Annotated in this window: 18 protein-coding genes and 1 tRNA gene; 3 read left to right on the top strand and 16 right to left on the bottom strand. The window is 65.9% G+C overall.

What is annotated here, in order from left to right; translation table 11 throughout:
• Window positions 1-11: 11 nt before the first annotated feature.
• From AC3A3X_RS05555 to AC3A3X_RS05530, 6 genes are all read right to left on the bottom strand, one after another.
• Window positions 12-578, bottom strand: coding sequence for an RBBP9/YdeN family alpha/beta hydrolase (locus tag AC3A3X_RS05555; protein ID WP_487582046.1), 567 nt, complete (start codon window positions 576-578; stop codon window positions 12-14).
• A 24-nt stretch (window positions 579-602) separates the two neighbouring features.
• Window positions 603-1,265, bottom strand: a complete 663-nt coding sequence (locus AC3A3X_RS05550) for a DsbA family oxidoreductase (protein ID WP_487582045.1) — start codon at window positions 1,263-1,265, stop codon at window positions 603-605.
• Window positions 1,262-2,584 carry an MFS transporter gene (locus AC3A3X_RS05545; protein WP_487582044.1) on the bottom strand — a complete coding sequence of 441 codons (1,323 nt, stop codon included), beginning with the start codon at window positions 2,582-2,584 and terminating at the stop codon, window positions 1,262-1,264. The genes AC3A3X_RS05550 and AC3A3X_RS05545 overlap by 4 nt, the downstream gene beginning before the upstream one ends.
• Before the next feature lie 40 nt (window positions 2,585-2,624).
• A complete protein-coding gene (locus AC3A3X_RS05540) occupies window positions 2,625-3,680 on the bottom strand; it encodes a beta-keto acid cleavage family enzyme (RefSeq protein ID WP_487582043.1) in 1,056 nt (351 codons plus the stop codon).
• Between the two features lie 66 nt (window positions 3,681-3,746).
• Window positions 3,747-4,595 (bottom strand): TauD/TfdA dioxygenase family protein, encoded by an 849-nt coding sequence (locus tag AC3A3X_RS05535; RefSeq protein ID WP_487582042.1) that lies wholly within the window; start codon window positions 4,593-4,595, stop codon window positions 3,747-3,749.
• A gap of 11 nt (window positions 4,596-4,606) precedes the next feature.
• A complete protein-coding gene (locus AC3A3X_RS05530) occupies window positions 4,607-5,587 on the bottom strand; it encodes a quinone oxidoreductase family protein (protein ID WP_487582041.1) in 981 nt (326 codons plus the stop codon).
• Window positions 5,588-5,741: 154 nt separating this feature from the next.
• On the opposite strand from AC3A3X_RS05530, the gene AC3A3X_RS05525 reads away from it, so the two are divergent.
• Window positions 5,742-6,767, top strand: coding sequence for an AraC family transcriptional regulator (locus AC3A3X_RS05525; RefSeq protein ID WP_487582040.1), 1,026 nt, complete (start codon window positions 5,742-5,744; stop codon window positions 6,765-6,767).
• A 51-nt stretch (window positions 6,768-6,818) separates the two neighbouring features.
• Here AC3A3X_RS05525 and AC3A3X_RS05520 read toward each other — a convergent pair whose 3' ends face one another.
• From AC3A3X_RS05520 to AC3A3X_RS05500, 5 genes are all read right to left on the bottom strand, one after another.
• A complete protein-coding gene (locus AC3A3X_RS05520; RefSeq protein WP_487582039.1) occupies window positions 6,819-8,570 on the bottom strand; it encodes an arylsulfatase in 1,752 nt (583 codons plus the stop codon).
• A gap of 128 nt (window positions 8,571-8,698) precedes the next feature.
• A complete protein-coding gene (locus tag AC3A3X_RS05515) occupies window positions 8,699-9,529 on the bottom strand; it encodes a methyltransferase, TIGR04325 family (RefSeq protein WP_487582038.1) in 831 nt (276 codons plus the stop codon).
• A gap of 169 nt (window positions 9,530-9,698) precedes the next feature.
• Window positions 9,699-10,121 carry a hypothetical protein gene (locus AC3A3X_RS05510; RefSeq protein ID WP_487582037.1) on the bottom strand — a complete coding sequence of 141 codons (423 nt, stop codon included), beginning with the start codon at window positions 10,119-10,121 and terminating at the stop codon, window positions 9,699-9,701.
• Between the two features lie 345 nt (window positions 10,122-10,466).
• A tRNA-Ser gene (locus AC3A3X_RS05505) sits at window positions 10,467-10,556 on the bottom strand.
• A gap of 93 nt (window positions 10,557-10,649) precedes the next feature.
• Window positions 10,650-11,666: a LysR family transcriptional regulator gene (locus tag AC3A3X_RS05500; RefSeq protein ID WP_487582195.1), complete on the bottom strand. Its 1,017-nt coding sequence runs from the start codon at window positions 11,664-11,666 to the stop codon at window positions 10,650-10,652.
• 104 nt (window positions 11,667-11,770) lie between these two features.
• On the opposite strand from AC3A3X_RS05500, the gene AC3A3X_RS05495 reads away from it, so the two are divergent.
• Window positions 11,771-12,352: an FMN-dependent NADH-azoreductase gene (locus AC3A3X_RS05495; protein ID WP_487582036.1), complete on the top strand. Its 582-nt coding sequence runs from the start codon at window positions 11,771-11,773 to the stop codon at window positions 12,350-12,352.
• Window positions 12,353-12,838: 486 nt separating this feature from the next.
• Here the strand turns inward: AC3A3X_RS05495 and serS are convergent, their stop codons facing one another.
• Complete coding sequence (gene serS, locus AC3A3X_RS05490) at window positions 12,839-14,131, bottom strand: serine--tRNA ligase (protein WP_487582035.1); 1,293 nt, start codon at window positions 14,129-14,131, stop codon at window positions 12,839-12,841.
• A gap of 124 nt (window positions 14,132-14,255) precedes the next feature.
• Between serS and AC3A3X_RS05485 the strand changes: the two genes are divergently transcribed.
• A complete protein-coding gene (locus AC3A3X_RS05485) occupies window positions 14,256-14,924 on the top strand; it encodes an energy transducer TonB (RefSeq protein WP_487582034.1) in 669 nt (222 codons plus the stop codon).
• Between the two features lie 40 nt (window positions 14,925-14,964).
• Here AC3A3X_RS05485 and AC3A3X_RS05480 read toward each other — a convergent pair whose 3' ends face one another.
• The 4 genes from AC3A3X_RS05480 to pheA all read right to left on the bottom strand — a co-directional run bounded on the left by AC3A3X_RS05480 (window position 14,965) and on the right by pheA (window position 20,221).
• Entirely contained in the window at window positions 14,965-16,437 is a 1,473-nt protein-coding gene (locus tag AC3A3X_RS05480; protein WP_487582033.1) for an O-antigen ligase family protein, read from the bottom strand.
• A gap of 105 nt (window positions 16,438-16,542) precedes the next feature.
• On the bottom strand, window positions 16,543-17,871 hold the full coding sequence (aroA, locus tag AC3A3X_RS05475) for a 3-phosphoshikimate 1-carboxyvinyltransferase (RefSeq protein WP_487582032.1): 1,329 nt from the start codon (window positions 17,869-17,871) through the stop codon (window positions 16,543-16,545).
• Entirely contained in the window at window positions 17,868-19,028 is a 1,161-nt protein-coding gene (hisC, locus tag AC3A3X_RS05470) for a histidinol-phosphate transaminase (protein WP_487582031.1), read from the bottom strand. Before hisC ends, aroA begins: the two co-directional genes overlap by 4 nt.
• Window positions 19,025-20,221 carry a prephenate dehydratase gene (gene pheA / locus AC3A3X_RS05465; protein WP_487582030.1) on the bottom strand — a complete coding sequence of 399 codons (1,197 nt, stop codon included), beginning with the start codon at window positions 20,219-20,221 and terminating at the stop codon, window positions 19,025-19,027. The genes hisC and pheA overlap by 4 nt, the downstream gene beginning before the upstream one ends.
• Between the last annotated feature and the right edge of the window lie 76 nt (window positions 20,222-20,297).

Here is a 20,297-nt window from a genome sequence, read left to right as displayed (position 1 = left end):
GACTTGGGCGGCTACGCGCCGTCCAGTCGGGCGACGAGTTCCAGTGCCTGCGGCCACTTGCCGAAACCCGCGGCGGGGTTGAGATGGCCGACCTGGCCCAGGTCAACCAGCTCGCTGCCCCAGTCGTGCGCCAGCGACTGCGCACGCGAGTACGCGCACAGCGGATCGTTGCGGCTGGCCGCAAGCAGGCTTGGGAACCCGAGTCGACCGCGCGGAATCGGCAGCCAGGCGTGTTCGCGCAACGTGTCCAGTGTCGGATAGCCGACCGGGAACGGGACCTCCACGTCAGCCGGCGTGGTCAGCAATGCGCCCTTGATCGGGCGATGTGACCGTGACGACAGCGCCCAGTGCGCGACCATCATCACGCCCGCACTGTGGGCGACCAGGATTACCGGGCCATCGATGGCGGCCATCGCACGATCCAGCGCCTCCACGCGCGCTGTGCAACTGAGCTTGTCCAGCTCCGGCGGCGGCACCGTATGCACCTTGGGCAACCCGGCGGCGAGCAGCGTCTGCCAGTGTTCCGGCACGTGCTCACGCAGACCAGGAACGATGAGCACGGTCGATTGGGTGGTCATGGCTGTGTCCTCGTACGCCTTGTCTTACGATTCCGCGCCTTCGCTTTCAGGGAGTACCTGCACGGCCTTGCTCATGGCCATCAGCAGGATTGCGGCATCTCGGGCGCCGGAAAGGGACAAGCGCCCGTTGAACTCGAAGTGCGGCACGCCCTCGACGGCGGCGGTGACCGGAACGTTCCCTGCATCTGCCTGCGCCGCGTCGACGATATGGCAAGGCACGGCGACGGCCGCCGCCAGCGACCGCAACGTCGCCGCATCACCAATGTCCTCGCCATGCTGGAAGTACGCAGCGAACAGGCGATCGAGCAGCGCCTCGTATACCCCCGGCTCGCCCAGGGTCGCGGCACGTCGCAGCAGATGGTGTGCACGCGCGGTGTTGGGCATGCGTTCGATGACAGAAAAGTCGAGCTCGAGACCCACACTGCTGGCCGCCTGCGCGACCTGCTTCTGCCGTCGCCGAACCGCTTCGGCCGAGCCCAGCCGCCGTTCGTAGAACGCGGCGAATGGCAGCCCCGGCGCTGGCACGTCGGGCAGCAGTTGCACCGGGTGCCACAGCGTCTCCACGCCGACCGCCGGGAACATCTGCATGAACTTGCCCCGCGCCATCGTGAACTGGTGCTTGCCGATGAAGCACCAGGGGCAGATCAGGTCGAAGTGGATGCCGATCGTGAGCTTGCTGGTGCTCACGTCTGCGCCTGCATGCCAGCCGCGCAGCGCGCTTGCGTCCCCACGTGCTCGACGTCGGTCAGGTAGTGGCGCTTGGCGAAATAGAACACCGCGGCGGCCGCCACACTGATCAGCGGAACCAGCTGGAACGCCTTCGCCAGGCCCAGTGCATCGGCGAGCAGCCCGGTCACCAGCGGCCCTGCGGCGAGGCCGAGCAGGTTGTTGGCCAGCGTCAGCGTCGCGAATGCGGTGCCATGGATCGGCAGCGGCGTGAGATTGGCGACCATCGCGCCGGCAGGACCGCTGGTACCGGCCGCCAGGACCATGCCCAGCGCGATCATGACCAGTTGCGGCGTGCCGTGCGGCAGCGCGAATGCTAGCGACAACAACGCGCAGCTGCCGAGGCTGTAGGCAATGGCAAGGTTGAATTTGTGTTCCGGCGCATTGCGGCACATGCGATCGCTGAGCATGCCGCAGGCGATCATGCCGATGCCGCTGACCAGCACGATGATGGCCGATACGCCCCCGGCGACGTCGGTCGCCATCGCGTAGTAACGATTGAGGTAGCTGGGAATCCAGACGATGACCGTGCCCCCGACGAACAGCTGCAGCCCACTGCCGATGTAGGCTCCGACCACCGAACGACTGTTGACCAGGCTGCGCAGTGGAATCCGTGCGGCCGGTGGCGTGTCGATGCGCGGCTGCGCAGCCAGTGCGGGCGGCGCGATGCGCTTTTCCCTGACGATGATCGGATACAACAAGGCCAGCGCCAGCCCGAACAGGGCCATCACGGCGAATGCCCAGCGCCAGCCAAGGTGTGCGGCCACGGCCCCGCCCAGCGCCATGCCCAGCACCGAGCCGAACATGCCGCCGGCCATGAAGGCGCCCGTCAGCGTTGCCCGCATGTCTTTCGGAAACACCGACAGCACCACGGCAATGCCGACGCTGCCGTATGCCGCTTCACCCACGCCCACGAAGAAGCGCGCGACCAGCATCTGCGGGTACTGCTGCGCCAGCGCGCAGCCAAGCGTGGCCAGGCTCCAGATGCCCGCCATCAGCGCCAGGCTCTTCACGCGCCCGAACCGGTCGGCGAGCAGCGACAGCGGGAACGTCAGCAAGCCCACCATCAGCGCGACGATGCCGCTCAACAGCCCGAGGCGGGCATCGGTCAGCGCCCACTCCTGCTTGAGCAGCGGGAACACGGCATTGAGCACCTGTCGCGACATGTAGTCCGACAGCAGCAGGCCAAAGCTCAGGCCGAACACGACCCAGGCATACCGCCTCGGAATCCGTGCGCCGGGGTCGTCGTTGCCGTGATCCGGAAGGGAGTGGTAAGCCATGGGTCGAACCTGCAATTCAGTAGGCGGGAGTCGGGCTGCCTCAGACCGGCTGAGGCACGCCCTTCCAGACAGGCCGGCGGTTCGGCGCGAAGCCATTTTCCGCCAGCGTCTCCTCGGCATCCTTGTAGAAGGTCCCGATCCTGTAGATTCCGCGCGCCTGCGCCGGGGTGGCGATGTCGCGGCCGAACTCGCGCGAGATCCGCACCAGTTGCTCGATCTGCTCGACGCTGCCCATCTTGCGGTCGCGGCGCTGGGTCCAGATGTTGTCCTCGTTGCCGCAGCGCACATGCAGGCCCATGGCGATCGCCATCATGTTGAGCGGCAGCACGTTGAGCATCGACGACTCCAGCGTCAACACCGATCCATCCGGGCAACCGCGGACGAAGTTGGCCAGGTTGTAGATGTTCGGCGCATCGAAACCGCCACCGATCGCCACCCAGGTCAGGATCAACGGCACGTTGCAGGTGCCCTTGCGCATCATGCGCTCGACCGTCTCCAGCTGGGTGATGTTGGCAAGCTGGAAATGGGTCTGGATGCCATTGGCCGACAGTCGGCGGATATGCTCCTCGACCCACTCCGGACCGGCCGGGATGGTCATCTCGCGATAGGCGCGGTAACCCTCCGGCGTGCCCAGGCTGGTGCCGGCCAGGTCGGCCTCGCACATCTGTTCGACCACGTTCATCTGGTTGGTGTTGATGGCGATCGTCACCTGGTCCGGCGCCGGCGTCAGCTCGGCGAGCATGTGCCGGGTATCGTCGGACAGCCACTTGGCTACGTTGCCCTCGCCTTCCGGTGCGAACGAAATCGAACCGCCGACCTGCAGGATCATGTCGGGCACGCGCGATCGGATCCCGGCCAGCAACTCGTTGAACATCGACAGGCGCTTGGAGCCCTTGCCGTCGAGCTCACGCACGTGCAGGTGCAGCACGGTCGCGCCGGCGTTGTAGCAATCGACTGCCTTCTGGATGTGCTCCTCCATCGTCACCGGGATGTCTTCCGGGAAGTCCGACGGCAACCACTCCGGTCCGTACGGCGCGGCGGTGATCACCAGCTTGGGCTGGTTCTCGGGGAACAACGATCCATCGAGGAAGTTCATGGGTATCTCCGTGAAAGGCGCGGCGGTGATGCAATCGGATTGGCAGTGCCGGATGGAATTGCCGGGTCAGCAGGGAACGTCGCCGATGATTCCCGCGCGCTCCATCTTTCGATGGCACGGCGGGTAATCCATCACTGCGTAATGCTGGGTGCTGCGGTTGTCCCAGATGGCGATGCTGTCGGGCGTCCAGCGCCAGCGCACCTGGTACTCGGGAACATGGGCCTGGCTGATCAGGTACTGCAGCAGTTGCTGCGAGCCGGCCGTGTAATCCTGCCCATAGCGCACGTTGTCGGGCGTGTGGAAGTTGGTGAAGTGCGTGGTGAAGGCGTTGACGAACAGGATCTTCTCGCCGGTGTCCGGATGGATCCTCACCACCGGATGCTCGGCGTCGGGAAACTGCTGCTTCAGGGCGAGGCGCTTTTCGATCGGCATGGCCGCGCCGAAGGTCGCTTCGATGCTGTGCCGGGCCCGCAGGCCGTCGATCTGCTGCTTGATGTGCGCGGGCAGCTTCTCGTAGGCCAGCACCATGTTCGCCCACATCGTGTCGCCGCCCGCCGGCGGGCATTCCACGCAGCGCAGCACGCAGCCGAACGGCGGCGCCACGCGCCACGTCGCGTCACTGTGCCAGGCATTCTCGTAGCGCTCGTTGGGCTGTTCGGGCGATTTGTAGATGCGCACCAGGCCCGGGTGCTCGGGATCGCTGCCGGCGACCGGGTGATCCTCCAGCTCGCCGAAGCGCCGCGCGAAGGCGACGTGCTCGGCACGGGTGATGTCCTGGTCACGCAGGAACAACACCTTGTGCCGGACCAGCAAGCGGTGCAGTTCCTGGAACAGGCCATCGTCGTGGATGGCATCGGCCAGGTCGACGCCGACCAGTTCGGCACCGATGGCGCAGGTCAGCAGTTCGGCGCGCATGTCGGCCTTCCTCAGATCACGAAGATCGACGAGCCGGTGGTCTTGCGCGACTCCAGGTCGCGATGGGCCTGCACCGCGTCGTGCAGGGCATAGCGCTGGTTGATGCCGATGCGGATTCGACCTGCCGCGACATGGTCGAACAGCTCGGCGGCCAGCTCAGCCTTCTCGACAGGATCGGCGATGTAGTCGGCGAGCGCCGGGCGGGTCATGTAGAGCGAACCCTTGATCGCCAGCATTTGCGGGTTGAACGGCGGGATCGGTCCCGACGCGGTGCCGACGCAGACCAACAGGCCACGGCGCTTGAGCGAATCGATCGAGGCCTCGAACGTGGTCTTGCCGACGCTGTCGAACACCACCGACACGCCTGCGCCGCCGGTCAGCTCGCGCACGCGCCTGGCGACGTCCTCATGGCTGTAGTTGATGACGTGATCACAACCGTGCGCACGCGCGATCTCGGCCTTGGCTTCCGTCGATACCGTGCCGATCACGTTCAGCCCCAGCAGTCGCGCCCATTGCGCGACGATCAGACCGACACCGCCGGCAGCGGCATGCAGCAGGATCCAGTCGCCGGCCTGGAACGGATGGATGCGGCGCATCAGGTAGGCCGCAGTCAGGCCGCGCATGGTCATGGCAGCGGCCGTCTCGCAGGCGATGGCCTCGGGCAACTTGATCAGCGGCGCCGCCGGGACCAGGCGCTCGGTACTGTAGGCACCCAGCGTGTTGATGAAGCCGGTATAGGTGACGCGGTCGCCGACGCCGACCTGGTCGACATCGGGGCCCACCGCCTCGACCACGCCCGCAGCCTCGACACCGATGCCTGCCGGAAGCGGGATTACATAGGTGCCGTTACGGAAATAGGTATCGGCGTAGTTCAGTCCGACCGCGATGTGGCGCAGCCGCACCTGGCCAGGGCCCGGCTCGCCGACGGCGACGGACTCGTAGCGCAGGACCTCGGGGCCGCCGGCCTGGTGGAATCGAACAGCATGGGCCATGGCAGTTTTCTGCAACCTCTCAACTATGAATCGGGGCACCCCACAAGGGGGTAGACGGCTTCGACTATAGGCAGGCGGAGGGGCGCAATTCTTTCCAAACGGCGACACCGATTTCTCATATCATGACAATGCGCCCGCGCCCTGGAACCGGTTCATGAGCAGCCTCATCCGTGCCGCCACGCTGAAGAACTATTTCGAAGTGGCGCAGCAACTCGGCCTCAATCCGCAGCCGCTGCTGCGCACGGCCGGGCTGAGCCGGACCATGCTGTCCGACCCCGAACGGCGCATCCCCGCCGCCGCTGCAGTCAAGCTGCTGGAGGATTCCGCCCGCCAGACCGGCTGCGACACGTTTGGCCTGCGCATGGCCGAGTCGCGGCAGCTGTCGGACTTCGGCGTGGTCAGCCTGTTGCTGATCCACCAGCCGACCCTGCGCGATGCCCTCATGACGACCATGAAGTACCGCCACCTGCTCAACGAGCTGCTGGCAATCCATGTCGAGGAACGAGGCCGCACGGTGGTGATCCGCGAGGAGTTCGTGCCCGGTCCGGGCCCGACCTCGCGCCAGGCCATCGAACTGGCGCTCGGTGCGCTATACCGCCTGTGCGGATTCCTGCTTGGTCCGCACTGGAAGCCACACAGCGTGCACTTCACCCACGGCCCGCCGGAGAACCTGCTGGTCCACCGTCGCGTCTTCCGCTGTGCCACCGAGTTCGACCGCGAGTTCAACGGCATCGTCTGCGACGCCGCCGACCTGACCTATCGCAACCCGTCGGCCGACCCGGCCATGGCCGTCTACGTCAAACGCCTGGTGGAGTCGCTGCCGACCCCCGACAAGAACTCCATCACCACCGACGTACGCAAGGATCTCTACATCCTGATGCCGATGGGCCAGGCCACCATCGAGCAGGTTGCGCACGGCCGCGGCATGAACGTGCGCACGTTGCAGCGCCGGCTGGAGGAAGCCAACGCGACCTTCTCCGACATCCTCAATTCGGTCCGCACCGACCTGGCGGTTCGCTACATGGAGAACCGGAATTACTCGCTGCAGGTGGTCGGGCGGCTATTGGGATTCTCCGCACCCAGCTCGTTCACGCGCTGGTTCTCTGCCGAGTTCGGCATGGCGCCGCGGGCATGGCGCAAGGATCTGCGCTCGCGCAGCGAGCTGCCAAAGGGTCGTTGATGCCCTCAGCCTGTCCCGGACGCCATGTGCGCCCGGGACCGTCGACCCACCTCAGTTGGGATGCAGGGACTCGAGCTTCTTCAAACGCTTCACCGCATCCTCCTGCTTCAACAGCCCATAGTTGATCGCGCCCGCGTTAAGCCCGCTGCCGGCCTGGTATGGGTAGTCCATGAAGTCGGAGAAGAACGCCTTGATCGCACCCATTACCGGGACGATCAGCCACATCTGCCTGGCCAGGAAATCCAGCGCGCCTCCGCCGTCTTCCAAGCCGCGCTCGTACGGATCCATGCGCAGGTTGCAGATCGTCGCCCAGTTGGTCACGGTGCGCGAACCGGTGGCGATGTTTCCATGCGCCTGCACGGCGAAACTCAGCTTCCAGTCCTGGAAACGCAAGGCATTGAGGTTGCCGCCCTGGTCGAAATAGAAGATCGCGTCGCGCGGTCCTTTCTTCTCCTTGCCCTGGAAGAAAGGCATGAAGTTGAATCCATCCAGCTTCACCTTGAACTTCTTCTTGCCGAGCGTCGTGCCCTTGGCCAGTTGCTCCTTGATGTCCGGCACACCCGCCGCCGCGCACAGCGTGGGGAACATGTCGAGCAATGAGATCGGGTCATTGATGACAGTGCCCGGCTGGATCACGCCCGGCCAGCGGATCGCCATCGGGATGCGGAAGCCGCCTTCCCAGGTTGACCCCTTCTCGCCGCGGAACATCGTCATCGCGCCGTCCGGCCACAACGCGATCTCTGCGCCGTTATCGGTCGTGTAGACGACGATGGTGTTGTCGTCGATGCCCAGCTCATCCAGCAGGTTCAGCAGCTCGCCGACGTGGCCGTCGTGTTCGACCATACCGTCGGCGTGCATGCCCTTGCCCGTCTTGCCCAGTGATTCCTTCTTCAGGTGGGTGAAGACATGCATGCGGGTGGTGTTGAACCACACGAAGAAGGGCTTTTCGTCCTTGACGCTCCTCTTGATGAATTTCTGCGCGGCACCGAGGAACTCCTCGTCGACCGTCGGCATCCGCTTGATGTTCAGCGGGCCGGTGTCCTCGATCTTCCCGCCAGCGTGTGAGTGGATCACGCCGCGCGGCCCGAACTTCTTCTTGAACGCCGGATCCTTGGGATAGAAGTAGCCTTCGGGCTCTTCTTCGGCATTCAGGTGGTAGAGGTTGCCGAAGAACTCATCGAAGCCATGGTTTGTCGGCAGGTGCTGGTCCTGATCGCCGAGATGATTCTTGCCGAACTGGCCGGTCGCATAGCCCTGGCTCTTCATCACATCGGCAATGGTGGGCATCCAGTCGGTGATTCCGTGCGGATCGCCAGGCATGCCGATGGTGAGAAGGCCGGTCCGGAACGGCTCCTGGCCGAGGATGAAGGAGGCGCGTCCGGCGGTGCAGCTCTGCTGCCCGTAGGAGTCGGTGAACAGCGCACCTTCGTTGGCGATGCGGTCGATGTTGGGCGTCTGGTAGCCCATCAGACCGCGCGTGTAGGCGCTGATCTGCGGAATGCCGATGTCATCGCCGAAGATGACCAGGATGTTGGGCTTGCTGGAGGATGCGGCTTTGGACGAGCTTCGTCCGCTCTTCGCGGGGGCTTTCTTGGGGGCCATGACGATCTCCGGGTGGGGCAGCCGCTCAAGTCGGGCTGAGGAGAGCGGTCCATGGATTGTTGTCAGATGGCGTCTGCCTTGTGTGAAGGTGCCGGCTTGCTTGCCGAAAAAACAAAAAATCCCGCAATTTGCCGGCTCTTCTGAAAACCTGGCTCGTCGCGTACTCTTTCGGTCAAGCGATTCCCAACCACGTCGGGTCAAAACCTCAGCGGTCTAGACGGTTCATTTGAGGATGCCTTGCCTGTTGCGACGAACGAGGGGGCGGCTGCTGGCCATGATGGTCAGCAGGCCGCTCCCATAAGGTCGCGCAATCGAGGGCCGATGGCGGCTCAGGCGCGCTTGAAATAGAACCCGGAGTAATGGTCGATCGTGCTGTCCGGCTCGAATGGAACCTCCAGGTTCCGCTCACTCGACCTCCAATGATCCATCACCTCGTAACCGAGTGCTTCCATCGCATCCAGGAATTCCGGCTTAGCCATGACCCGGTAGGGAAGTACGGCTATGCCGATCTTCTGCAGGGTGATGTAACCGCGCTTGGGGTGAATAGGTGTGCGGTTTACCAGCACGTGAGGCGGCGGGTTGGGCAGAAGCGCCAGTAGTTCGGGCAAGGTGTAATCGAGATACTGCAGCGCACCGCAGGAAATCAGCACATCGTGGCCGCTTGCTGCCTCGGGGTTGTCGGCGAAGTTCAGCATGCCATCGGGGTCGTGCTGTGACGCCCAGGCACGACCCGCATCCACTACCGCGGGCACGTCGTGCACGCGCCATTGCAGCGACTGCGGATAGTGTATGTAATTGCGGAAGCCGTAGTAGCTGACTCCGATATGGCCGCCCAGGTCGAACAAGCGATGCAGGTCCTCGCTGAGCAGCCTCGACAGCCAGTACACCATTGGGTAATCACTACAGTTGATGCGCCGGTGTCGGTCCAGGTACATGTTGCCGGCAGAAGGCTGGTCGTATGTCGTCGGCATTGCAGGTGCCGCAGCCAGCGCCTGGGCGCGTGAGTCGAAGACTCCGTAGTAGGCGTTGCCGTTGTGGTCAGGGCGGCTGTACATCCACTTGTAGAGTGGCTTGGCCAGTATGCGCAGCCCAGGCAGCTCTGCACTCTCCCGCGCGATTCGACGCAGCTTGTTGGCTGTCGAGGTAAACTCGTTCTCCATGGTGTTCCCCTCATATTTTCGTTCGAGGCAGCCGCAATGCGCGCCGCTCGGCACGGCACCACAGGTCCCGGCCAAGGCCAGGGACCAGCAGAAAGCGCAAGTTCACGGAAGAACCTCCGGATGATCGACTAGCGAAGCGATTGGAGCCGCCATGAGGCGGCCGGTCGCATCAGGCGATCGGAGGTCGGAATGGGGATGTGAGGCGCTGGGCCGCTATCGGAGGGGCAACTGCCGCGGGCTGCATTGAATCATGCGGCAGCGTCACAGGAGCGCTCCACGCCTCCCAAAACGCGGCTGTGGTGTTCGCGTCGGTCTGGTGCATCAAGCCGTGTGGGCCACTTGTGTGGTTCGAGTCGGAATCGGGGCCGTGGTTATCGCCTTCGTCACCGTCATGGTGATGGTGCCCGGCCTCGGCCTCGTCCTTGTCTTCGTGCTCGTGGGCGTGATCCCCAACGCTCGCCAGTAATGCGTGCTCGGTTGCATGCATCTCGCCGACCAGGTTGAGCACTGGACGAACCATCACGCCCAGCACGAGCAGCACGAACCAGCCGGTGCGTAACACGATTAGTGGTTTGCAGAGCCGGTCAAGCATGCAGTCGGGTGCCCGGAGGCGTTTGTAGGGCTACTTCACGTACGTACGTAAGATCTCGAGCACAGCGGCCGCCTCTTCTGCCGATCACAATCACCTTCCGAGGCGGCAGCGGCAACAGCGTCCCTAAGCTGGACCTCGTGAGCCGTCTGCAGGCGTCGATGCACACCGGCGCGCTGCACATGCCAGACACCCTGCCAGTGACGAAGATTTTCCGGCGCGAGCTGCTGGACTTCCGGGTCAGCTACGCGCCTGTTGGCAATGCCACGTTCGGCTGCACACTGGGCATGCGTAATCTGTTCGGTTCACTTGGAGAATACACGCAAGTTATTGAATTACAAGGAAACATGGCGGAGAGAGTGGGATTCGAACCCACGGTGGTATTGCTACCACGGCGGTTTTCAAGACCGCTGCCTTAAACCACTCGGCCATCTCTCCGATTGCATGACGCTGCCGACCCGCCTGGCGGGCCGCGCATTGTCGCATAGCACCCGGGCAGGCTCTCAAGCCTGCATGCGTGAGCCTGCGCGACTAGGCCTGCGTGGGAACCCGGATCTCCGGCGCCGGCACCGGGTGGCTGGCGTCCTCCGGGCATGACATGCCCTTGATCTCCTTGCACTGGAGACGTGCGGATTCCACCAGGCCCGGGGCCTTCTCGGCGATGAAATCGATGAACACCCGCACCGCCGGCAGCAGGCCGCGGCGCGAGGCGAACACAGCGTGGAAGATGCCCTGCGGCAAACGCCAGTTCGGCAGCACCACTTCCAGCTCACCGCGGCGGACCGCTTCGGCGCAGACGGTTTCAGGCAGCAACGTGATGCCCACGCCCTGCTGGGCCAGCGACATCAGCATCGGGAAGTCGAAGCCCATCACGCGCGGCTTCAATTCGACCCGGCGCACGTCGCCATCGGGTCCGTGCAGTTCCCAGCGCTGGCGCGCGTCGTCCTCGCTCATGCTGAGGGTGACGTGGTCGCCCAGTTCGTCCGGATTCTTCGGCCGGCCCATGCGCCGCAGGTAGTCGGGGCTGGCGACCAGCAGTTCCTGGATCTGGCCGAAGCTGCGCATCACCAGGCTGCCGTCGTCGTCTAGCTTGGCGCGAACGCGCAGGGCGACGTCGATGCCCTCATTGATGATGTCGACGCGGCGGTTGCTGACCAACAACTGCACCCGCACCTGCGGGAAGCGTGCGAGGAATTCCGGCAGCAGCTTGGGCATCTGCTGCTGGGCCATTCCAACGGGCACGCTGACGCGGATGACGCCGCGCGGCTCGGCGCTCAGGCGATCGACCACTTCGTGTGCGGCCTGGGCTTCGGCCAGCATCGACTGCGCATGGCGGTAAACGCTGTTGCCGACATCGGTGACGGCGAATCGGCGGGTGGAACGCTGCAGCAGGCGGACACCCAGGTCCGTCTCGAGCTGGCTGATGCGTCGGCTCAGGCGCGATTTGGGAATCCCCAGCGCGCGCTCGGCGGCGGCAAAGCCGCCGTGCTCGACCACCATGGCGAAGTAGTAGAGGTCGTTCAGGTCCTGCATGGCGATAATTCCAATTCCAGAACAGTTAGTGGTAGTTGACCAGCTTTATCCCAAATAAGCAACGGCCTAGATTGGCGTCCAACCCGGCACCCCCGCCGAATCTGCTGCAGAGGCCCGTCATGAAACTGCTCCATCTCGACTCCAGCGCCCTCGGCGCCAATTCCATCACCCGCGAGATCAGCGCGGCGATCGTCAAGCGCTGGCAGGAATCGCACGCCGACCTGACGGTCGAGTACCGCGATCTGGACGCCGACCCGATCCCGCACCTGACCGGCCGCGCCCTGGCCAAGGTCGACCAGGCTGAAGCCGATGCCGGCGAAGCCGTGATCCAGCAGTTCCTCGATGCCGATGTAGTGGTGATTGGCACCCCGTTTTACAACTTCAGCATCCCCTCGACGCTGAAGGCGTGGATCGACCGGGTCGCCGTCGCCGGCCGCACCTTCCGCTACACCGAGGCCGGCCCCGAGGGCCTGGCGGGTGGCAAGCGCGTGATCATTGCCAGCGGTCGCGGCGGCATCTATGGCGATGTCAGCCCGGCCGACTTCCAGGAATCGTACCTGCGCCATGTGTTCGGCTTCCTCGGCGTGACCGAGCTGGAGATCGTCCGTGCCGAAGGCGTCGCCTACTCGGACCAGCACCGCACCGACGCGCTGGCCGCTGCCCATGCGTCCATCCGTTCGCCTCAGGCACAGGCCGCCTGATAACCCCGGGGACTCCCCTTCCCTGATTCAGGCTGTCTGACCAGGCGTTCCCGGCCCATCCCTCCCCGCTTGGGCCGCGGGAACGCGACGGGCCCGCATTGCGGGCCCGTTTTTTTTTGGTTCTTCTCCCAAATGAGGGAGATGGCTTGTAGAGCCCCTCTCCCGCTTGCGGAGAGGGGTTGGGGTGAGGGCGTGCGGGCCGCGGGGAGGAGGTGGTTTCAAACCCGCTTGGGTGCGGAGCTCCGCGTTCCTGACGCGTGTTGGCGAGATTCGGTGGAGCAACGTCCATGGGTTCCCGCCTTCGCGGGAATGACGGGCATTGGAGCAACGACGCTGGGTCCCCGCCTTCGCGGGGATGACGACATAAAGCCCCTCTCCCGCTTGCGGGAGAGGGGTTGGGGTGAGGGCCGCCGGGGACGACAAGCACCACGCAAAGGGGAGAAGAACCTTTTTTGGCTGCGGCCCGCCATTGCCGGCCGTGATTTTCTAAGCGATGCGGTCCTGGCCGCCCATGTACGGGCGCAGGACTTCGGGCACGGTGATCGAACCGTCCTCGTTCTGGTAGTTCTCCATCACCGCGATCAGCGCGCGGCCGACGGCCACGCCCGAACCGTTGAGGGTATGCACCAGCTCCGGTTTGCCCGTCGCCGGGTTGCGCCAGCGCGCCTGCATGCGCCGCGCCTGGAAGGACTCGCAGTTGGAGCAGGAAGAAATCTCGCGGTAGGTGTCCTGCGAAGGCAGCCAGACTTCGAGGTCATAGGTCTTGGTCGCGGCAAACCCCATGTCGCCCGTGCACAGCAGCACGCGGCGGTACGGCAGGCCGAGCTTCTCCAGCACCACCTCGGCGCAGCGCGTCATGCGGTCGTGCTCGGCGTAGCTCTCTTCCGGCTGCGTGATGGTGACCAGCTCGACCTTCTCGAACTGGTGCTGGCGGATCATGCCGCGGGTGTCACGACCGTGGCTGCCGGCTTCGGCGCGGAAGCACATCGAGTGCGCGGTCATGCGCAGCGGCATGGCATCGGCCTCGACGATCTCGTCGCGCACGATGTTGGTCAGCGGCACTTCCGAGGTCGGGATCAGGTAGCGCTTGTGTGCGGTCTCGCCGTCGCCGACCGACGTGGCGAACAGGTCGTCTTCGAACTTCGGCAGCTGGCCGGTGCCGCGCATGCTGTCGGCGTTGACCAGCAACGGCACGCTCGTTTCCTGGTAACCGTGCTCGTTGGTGTGCAGGTCGAGCATGAACTGCGCCAGGGCCCGGTGCAGTCGCGCAAGCTGGCCACGCAGCACGGTGAAGCGCGCGCCGCTGAGCTTGGCGGCGGTGTCGCCGTCGAGCCAGCCATTGCGCGCGCCCAGTTCGACGTGGTCCTTTACCGCGAAATCGAACGAGCGCGGCGTGCCCCAGCGGTGCTGCTCGACGTTGTGGCTTTCGTCCTGGCCGGCGGGCACCGACTCGTGCGGCAGGTTGGGGATCGTCAGGGCGATGGCCTCGATCTCGCCGCGGATGGTTTCCAGGCGCGCCTCGCTGGCCTTGAGCTCGTCGCCGAATCCGGCGACCTCGGCCATCAGCGGCGCGACGTCTTCGCCCTTGGCCTTGGCCATTCCGATCGCCTTGGAGCGGGTATTGCGCAGGTTCTGCAGCTCCTGGGTGCGGATCTGGATCTGCTTGCGCTCGGCTTCCAGCGCTTCCACCGCACTGGCGTCGAGGTCGTAGCCCCGGCTCTGGCGCAAGCGCTGCGCGAGTTCGGCGGGGTTTTGGCGCAACAGGTTCGGATCGAGCATTGTCAGGGGCGTGGGGTGATCGAGGTCGCGATTATCGCGTGTAACCGCCTCCCACCGCGACCGGTTGCCGAATCATTAACGCCAGGCTCGTCAGAATCGGCAGAGAAACCCAGACGGACGGCCCATGTCCCTATCCGCTCCTGCGACACCACACCCTTCCACGCCACGCTCCCTGCTGACCTCCCTGTCCGACTGGTTGCCTGCCCGGCGCTCGCTGTTGTGGGTGCTGATGGCATTCGTCGCGGGTCTGCTGCTGTTCGCCCTGGTGCTCGGGCTGGGTCGCGACGGTGGGACCGAACGTGGTGGGGCGACACTGCCGACGGCCACATCACCGCAATACGCTCCCCTGCCCGCTCCCTTGCCCGCTGCCGGAACCGACGGCGCCAGCCGCTTGGCCAAGCCGTCGAGCGGAGATATTGCCGAAGGCGACGAACAACCCCGACTGGTGGAGACCCACCCACCGGCACCGCCTCCGGCCCTGCCGCGACCGGTCCCGGCGCCCACTGCAGTGGCGACCAGCCGCCCGGAACCCGTTCCCGGACAGACGCCATCACCCCGCTATCCGGCACAGGCACTGCGCCGGGGCGAAAGCGGCACGGTCAACGTGCGGGTCGAGATCGGTCCCGACGGCGTGCCGGCACAGGTCAGCGTCGATGGCAGCAGCGGCTCGCGCTATCTCGATCGCGCTGCCGTCGATGCGGTGCGCCGCTGGCGCTTCCGTCCTGCCATGAGCAATGGCCAGCCGGTCGGCGGATCAGTCATCGTTCCGATCAGGTTCGACGCCCAGCGTTGACCCGGTCAACGCTTGCCTCAAGCGCCGGTCAACGCTCGCCTCAGGCGTTGGCGTTGCGACGGCGGATCAACGCGTAGGCGATGCAGCAGCCGAACAGGAGCTCCTGCGGCGCACGTGCGTACTCGAATCGCCACAGCAGCGAATCGAAGGAATTGGCCACCAGCACGATGCCCACGCACCCGGCCAGCGCCCAGAAGCTGGCGGTGGAGATGATGCCGCTGCGCCAGGCCAGGACCAGTTCGCGCATCACCAGCACGAACAGGGTCAGCAGCAGCAGCGAGCCGACCAGGCCCATGCCGACCAGCGCATCGAGGTACGAGTTGTGCAGGTGGACATGGCGCTCGCCGGCGAGATCCAGGTGCGCCGATTCGATCAGCGCCGGCGTGGAGTCCAGGCCCCAGCCAAGCAACGGGCGCTCCTTGAACTTTTCCATGCCCAGTTCGTAAAGGCGTACGCGAATGCCGATCGCCTTGTTGCCGGGGATGGTCGTGTCGATGGTCGAAGTGACATCGGCCTCTGCCGCCGGGCCGGTTGGCCCGCGTGACTCCGCGACGGCTGGCGGCGACGCATGGCTCGATACCTTGGACGGGGCGTGGCTGACAGGCCGCGGATCGACGGCCTTCGCAGGATTGGCAGGCGCAACCACCCCCGCCGCCTCCTCGGCTGCGGGCAACATCCGCTCGGCCCCGGCAAAACGGATCGCGAAGATGTCGCGGGCACCCAGGGCGAGCAGAACCGATATCAGCGCCCCCAGCAAGATCGGCTGCCAGGGCAGCGTCCGGATCCCGCGCGGGCGTCGGGTCAGCCAGTAGCCAATGATTGCCAGCGGCGTGGCCGACAGGAAGGCCAGCCAGGCCCCGCGGGACTGCGAAAACAGCAGCACGCAGAAACTTCCGGCGTAGGCGGCAAACCCCACGGCAAGCAGCCAGTTGCGGCGGCGACCGCGGGGGTGGTCGCGCCAGATGCCGATCAGCAGGCACAGCGCCAGCCAGCCGCCAACGGCGGCAAGTTGTCCGCTCAGGTTCTCGGGAATGCCGAAACGGGGCCGCACCTCGCCTTCCCAGATCGCCGGCAGCGCATGCCACGGCATGTGGTACAGCACGGCCACGAGCAGACCCAGGACCATCAACCCCAGCAACCCCGGGATCGCTCGCGGGCACACCGAAAGCCACCAGCCGACCACGCAGGCGAACACACCCAGGCGCACCAGCTTGGCGGCGGTGGACAACTGGTCGGAGTAATCGATCTGCGGAACGATCCAGGTCGCATAGAGCGAGTGCACGATCAGGAAGGCGATGAACACCCCAAGCAAGCGCACTACCGGCAGCGCCACCAGCTCGCGCCACGGTGTGCGTCCGGCGAAGAACATCGCCACCAGCGCCATCCCCGCGCCGAATTCCGGCCGCATGTACAGGTCGAAATCGGTCATGGCGAAGAACGCCAGGAATCCCAGGCTGCACAAGGCGACCCGCAACAGGCGCGCGGTCACATCGACCTCGGTCAGCGGGGGCATGGGTTGCGACCTGCCGCCATGGCGGCCAGGCATGTCCGTGTCAAAAGTCTGGTGGGACACTAGCGTCGATTCGGGGGGCACGGACGAGACATGCCCGAGTCTAATTCAGTGCGCCCCGGCCAGCCAGATGCCCGCATCGGCGGCGAGGGTGTCGAAGCCCGGAAACGAGGTCGCCACGTTGGCCACGTCGAGGATCCGGACCTCGCCCAGGGCCCGCTGCGCGGCCACGGCAAAGCTCATGGCGATCCGGTGGTCACCGTGGCTGTCGACCGTGCCCGGCCCGATCGGCCCGGGCACGATGGTCGCACCGTCGGGGTGTTCCTCCACCTCGATGCCCAGCGCGCGCAGGCCCTGCGCCATGGTGGCGATGCGATCGGACTCCTTGACCCGCAGTTCGGCGGCATCGCGGATCGTGGTAGTGCCCTGCGCGCACGCGGCCGCCACGAACAGCGCCGGAAACTCGTCGATCATGTCCGGTGCCAGGTCGCCGGCCACCTCGATGCCATGCAGCGGCGCGTGCCGGACGACCAGGTCGGCGACCGGTTCGCCGCCCTGCTGGCGGGCGTTCTCCGCGCGGATGTCCGCGCCCATGCGGCGCAGCGCGGTCAGCAGGCCGGTACGGCGCGGGTTCATGCCGACGGCCTCCAGGCGAAGCTCCGAGCCGGGAATGATGCTGGCGGCCACCAGGAAGAATGCCGCCGAGGAAAAATCGGCGGGCACCGCGACATCCGCAGCCTGCAGGCGGTGACCGCCCTGCAGGCGTGCATATCCCGGCGAGAACTCGATCGGCCAACCGAACGCGGCCAGCATGCGCTCGGTGTAGTCGCGCGTCGGGTGTGGCTCGTGCACGATCGTTTCGCCGTCCGCGTACAGGCCGGCCAGCAGTAGCGCCGACTTCACCTGGGCGCTGGCGACCGGCAGCGTGTAGTCGATGCCGTGCAGCGGCGCGGCGCCACGGATCCGCAGCGGTGGCAAACCGCCGGCGTCCGATCCGATCACCGCGCCCATCTTCGCCAGCGGGTCGATCACGCGGCGCATCGGCCGTTTCGACAGGGAGGCATCGCCGACCAGGACGCTGTCGAATGCCTGTCCCGCCAGCACGCCGGCCAGCAGGCGCATGCCGGTGCCTGCGTTGCCGCAGTCGAGTACGGCATCGCTGCCGCGCAGGCCATGCAGGCCGACGCCGTGGACGATGCGCTCGCTGGCGCTGGGGGTCTCGATTCGCACGCCGAGCTGCTCGAACACGCGCGCCGTGGCCCGCGTGTCCTCGCCTTCGAGGAAGCCGCTGATGCGGGTCGTGCCTTCGGCCAGCGCGGCGAGCATGATCGCCCGGTGCGAGACCGACTTGTCGCCGGGAACGCGGATGCTGCCGCGCAGTGGCTGCCCGGCATGGGCGATCCAGTCCTGTCGCGTCGCATCGGATCCGGCGCTCATGCCAGCACCTCGTCCAGTGCCGCCAGCAGGCGACGGTTCTCGTCGGCCGTGCCGACGGTGATCCGCAGGCACTGCGGCAATCCGTAGCCGCCCATCGGCCGCAGGACTACGCCGCGCGCCACCAGGTCGGCCTCGATCTGCGCGGTGCGCGGACCGAACTCGACCAGCAGGAAATTCGTCTGCGAGGGATACACGCGCAGGCCACGCTGGCCCAGTTGCGCCGCCAGCGCCGCGCGCTGCTCGGCATTGCGCGCGCAGGCCCACTGCAGGTGCGCTTCATCGCCCAGCGCCGCTTCGCAGGCCGCCAGCGCCGGTCCGTTGACGTTGAAGCTCTCGCGCAGGCGTTCCATCACCGCGACCAGCCCCGGCGCGCCGATCAGGTAACCCACGCGCAGGCCGGCCAGCCCATAGGCCTTGCTGAAGGTGCGCGTCAGAACCAGGTTCGGATGCGCGCCGAGCAGCGGCAATGCGCTGGCGGCATCGGCTTCGGCATCGGCCATCTCGGCGTACGCCTCGTCCATGACCACGATGACTTCATCGGGCACCTGCGCCAGGAATGCGGCCAGTGCCTGCCGGCCGAACCACGTGCCGGTCGGGTTGTTCGGATTGGCCAGGAAAACCAGTCTGGTCCTGGCCGAAATGGACTTGGCGATCGCGTCGAGGTCATGCCCCAGTGGCATCGTGGCGTCGTCGCCGGGCAGCGCATCGACCATCCGCAAGGTGGCGCCAGCCGCCTGCGTGGCCAGTGCGAACACGGCAAAGCCATACCGCGAGCAGACGACTTCATCGCCAGGGCCGGCGAACACCTGGCCCAGTTGCATCAGCAGCTCATGCGAGCCGTTGCCCAACAGGATCCGGGCGGTGTCGACACCATGCCTGGCCGCAAGTGCGCGCTTGAGATCGGCGCCCAACGGGTCGGGATAACGGTGCAGCGCCTGGAGCTGGTCGACGATGGCTTCGCGCGCGGCCGGCGATGGGCCGTACGGATTCTCGTTGGAGCCCAGCTCGACCAGGTTGGCTTCGCCAAAGCGCTTGCGCATCGCCACCAGGTCATGGCCTGGATCGTAGGCGCGCAGCCGCTGCACGCCCACGCTGGCGCGCGATGCAAACCAGGCCTCATCGAATACGCGCTCTTCGCGGCCGACCGCCTGGCTCATGCGATCGCCACCGGGTAGGAACCCAGCACCTTCACTTCCTGCGCGTACTCATCCAGCTCGCCCAGCGCGCGGCGCATCGCCTCGTCGTCGACGTGACCACCGACATCGATGAAGAACGCGTACTGCCACAGACCGGTGTGACCGGGACGGGACTCGATGCGGTTCATGCTCAGGCCGTGCCTGGCGAACGGCGCCAGCACGTGATGCAGGGCACCGGGCTGGTCCTTGATGAACACCAGCAGCGACGTGCGGTCGTTGCCCGAGGTCGGGAACAGCTCGCGACCGAGCACGAGGAAGCGCGTGGTGTTGTCTGGCCGGTCCTCGATCGGCCCGGCGATGGACTTGAGGCCATAGACGTTGGCCGCACTGATGCCGGCGATGGCGGCAGCGTCGTCGGCGCTTCGCGCGCGGCGCGCGGCCTCGGCGTTGCTGCCCACCGCGATCTTCTCCGCCTTGGGCAGGTACTGGCGCAGCCAGGCCTTGCACTGGGCGAACGACTGCGGGTGCGAGTAGACGCGCTCGATGTCCTCGATGCGGCCGCTGCGCGACAGCAGGTGCTGGTGCACCCGCAGCTCGACTTCGCCGCAGATCTTCAGCTTCGAGGTCAGGAACATGTCGAGCGTCGACTGGATCGTGCCCTGGGTGGAATTCTCCACCGGCACCACGCCAAAGTCGGCATGGCCGGCCTCCACTTCCTGGAACACCTCTTCGATGCTGCCCAATGGCAGGCCATGGATCGAATGGCCGAAGTGCTTGTACACCGCCTGCTGCGAATGCGTGCCTTCCGGGCCGAGGTAACCGATCTTCAATGGCTCCTGCTGCGCCAGGCAGGCCGACATGATCTCGCGGAACAGACGCACCAGCACTTCATCGTTGAGCGGGCCATCGTTGCGATCGACCACGCGGCGCAGCACCTGCGCTTCGCGCTCGGGGCGGTAGTAATCGACGGCCGCGGCCAGCTTGCCCTTGGCCTTGCCGACCTGGTTGGCGAACTGCGCACGCTCGGCAATCAGCTGCTGGATGTGGCGGTCGATGCCGTCGATGCGCTCGCGCAGGGCGAGCAGATCGGGCGGTATCGGCGCTGCCTGCCCCTCCGTGCCCGCGGCCTTCGTGGTCTTGCCGGTCGCGGACTTGGCCTTGACCGGCGCCTTCTTTGCCGCGGCCTTCGCCGGGGTCTTCTTGCCGCTGCTCATTTCGATGTGTGCCTCAATTGCCAATTGATCCCTTCTCCCGCTTGCGGGAGAAGGTGGCCCGAAGGGCCGGATGAGG

Source organism: Lysobacter sp. Soil_N_23 (genome assembly GCF_057656135.1).
The sequence above is the reverse complement of the archived record's forward strand: the minus strand, read 5'-3'. Positions and strand labels throughout refer to the sequence as shown.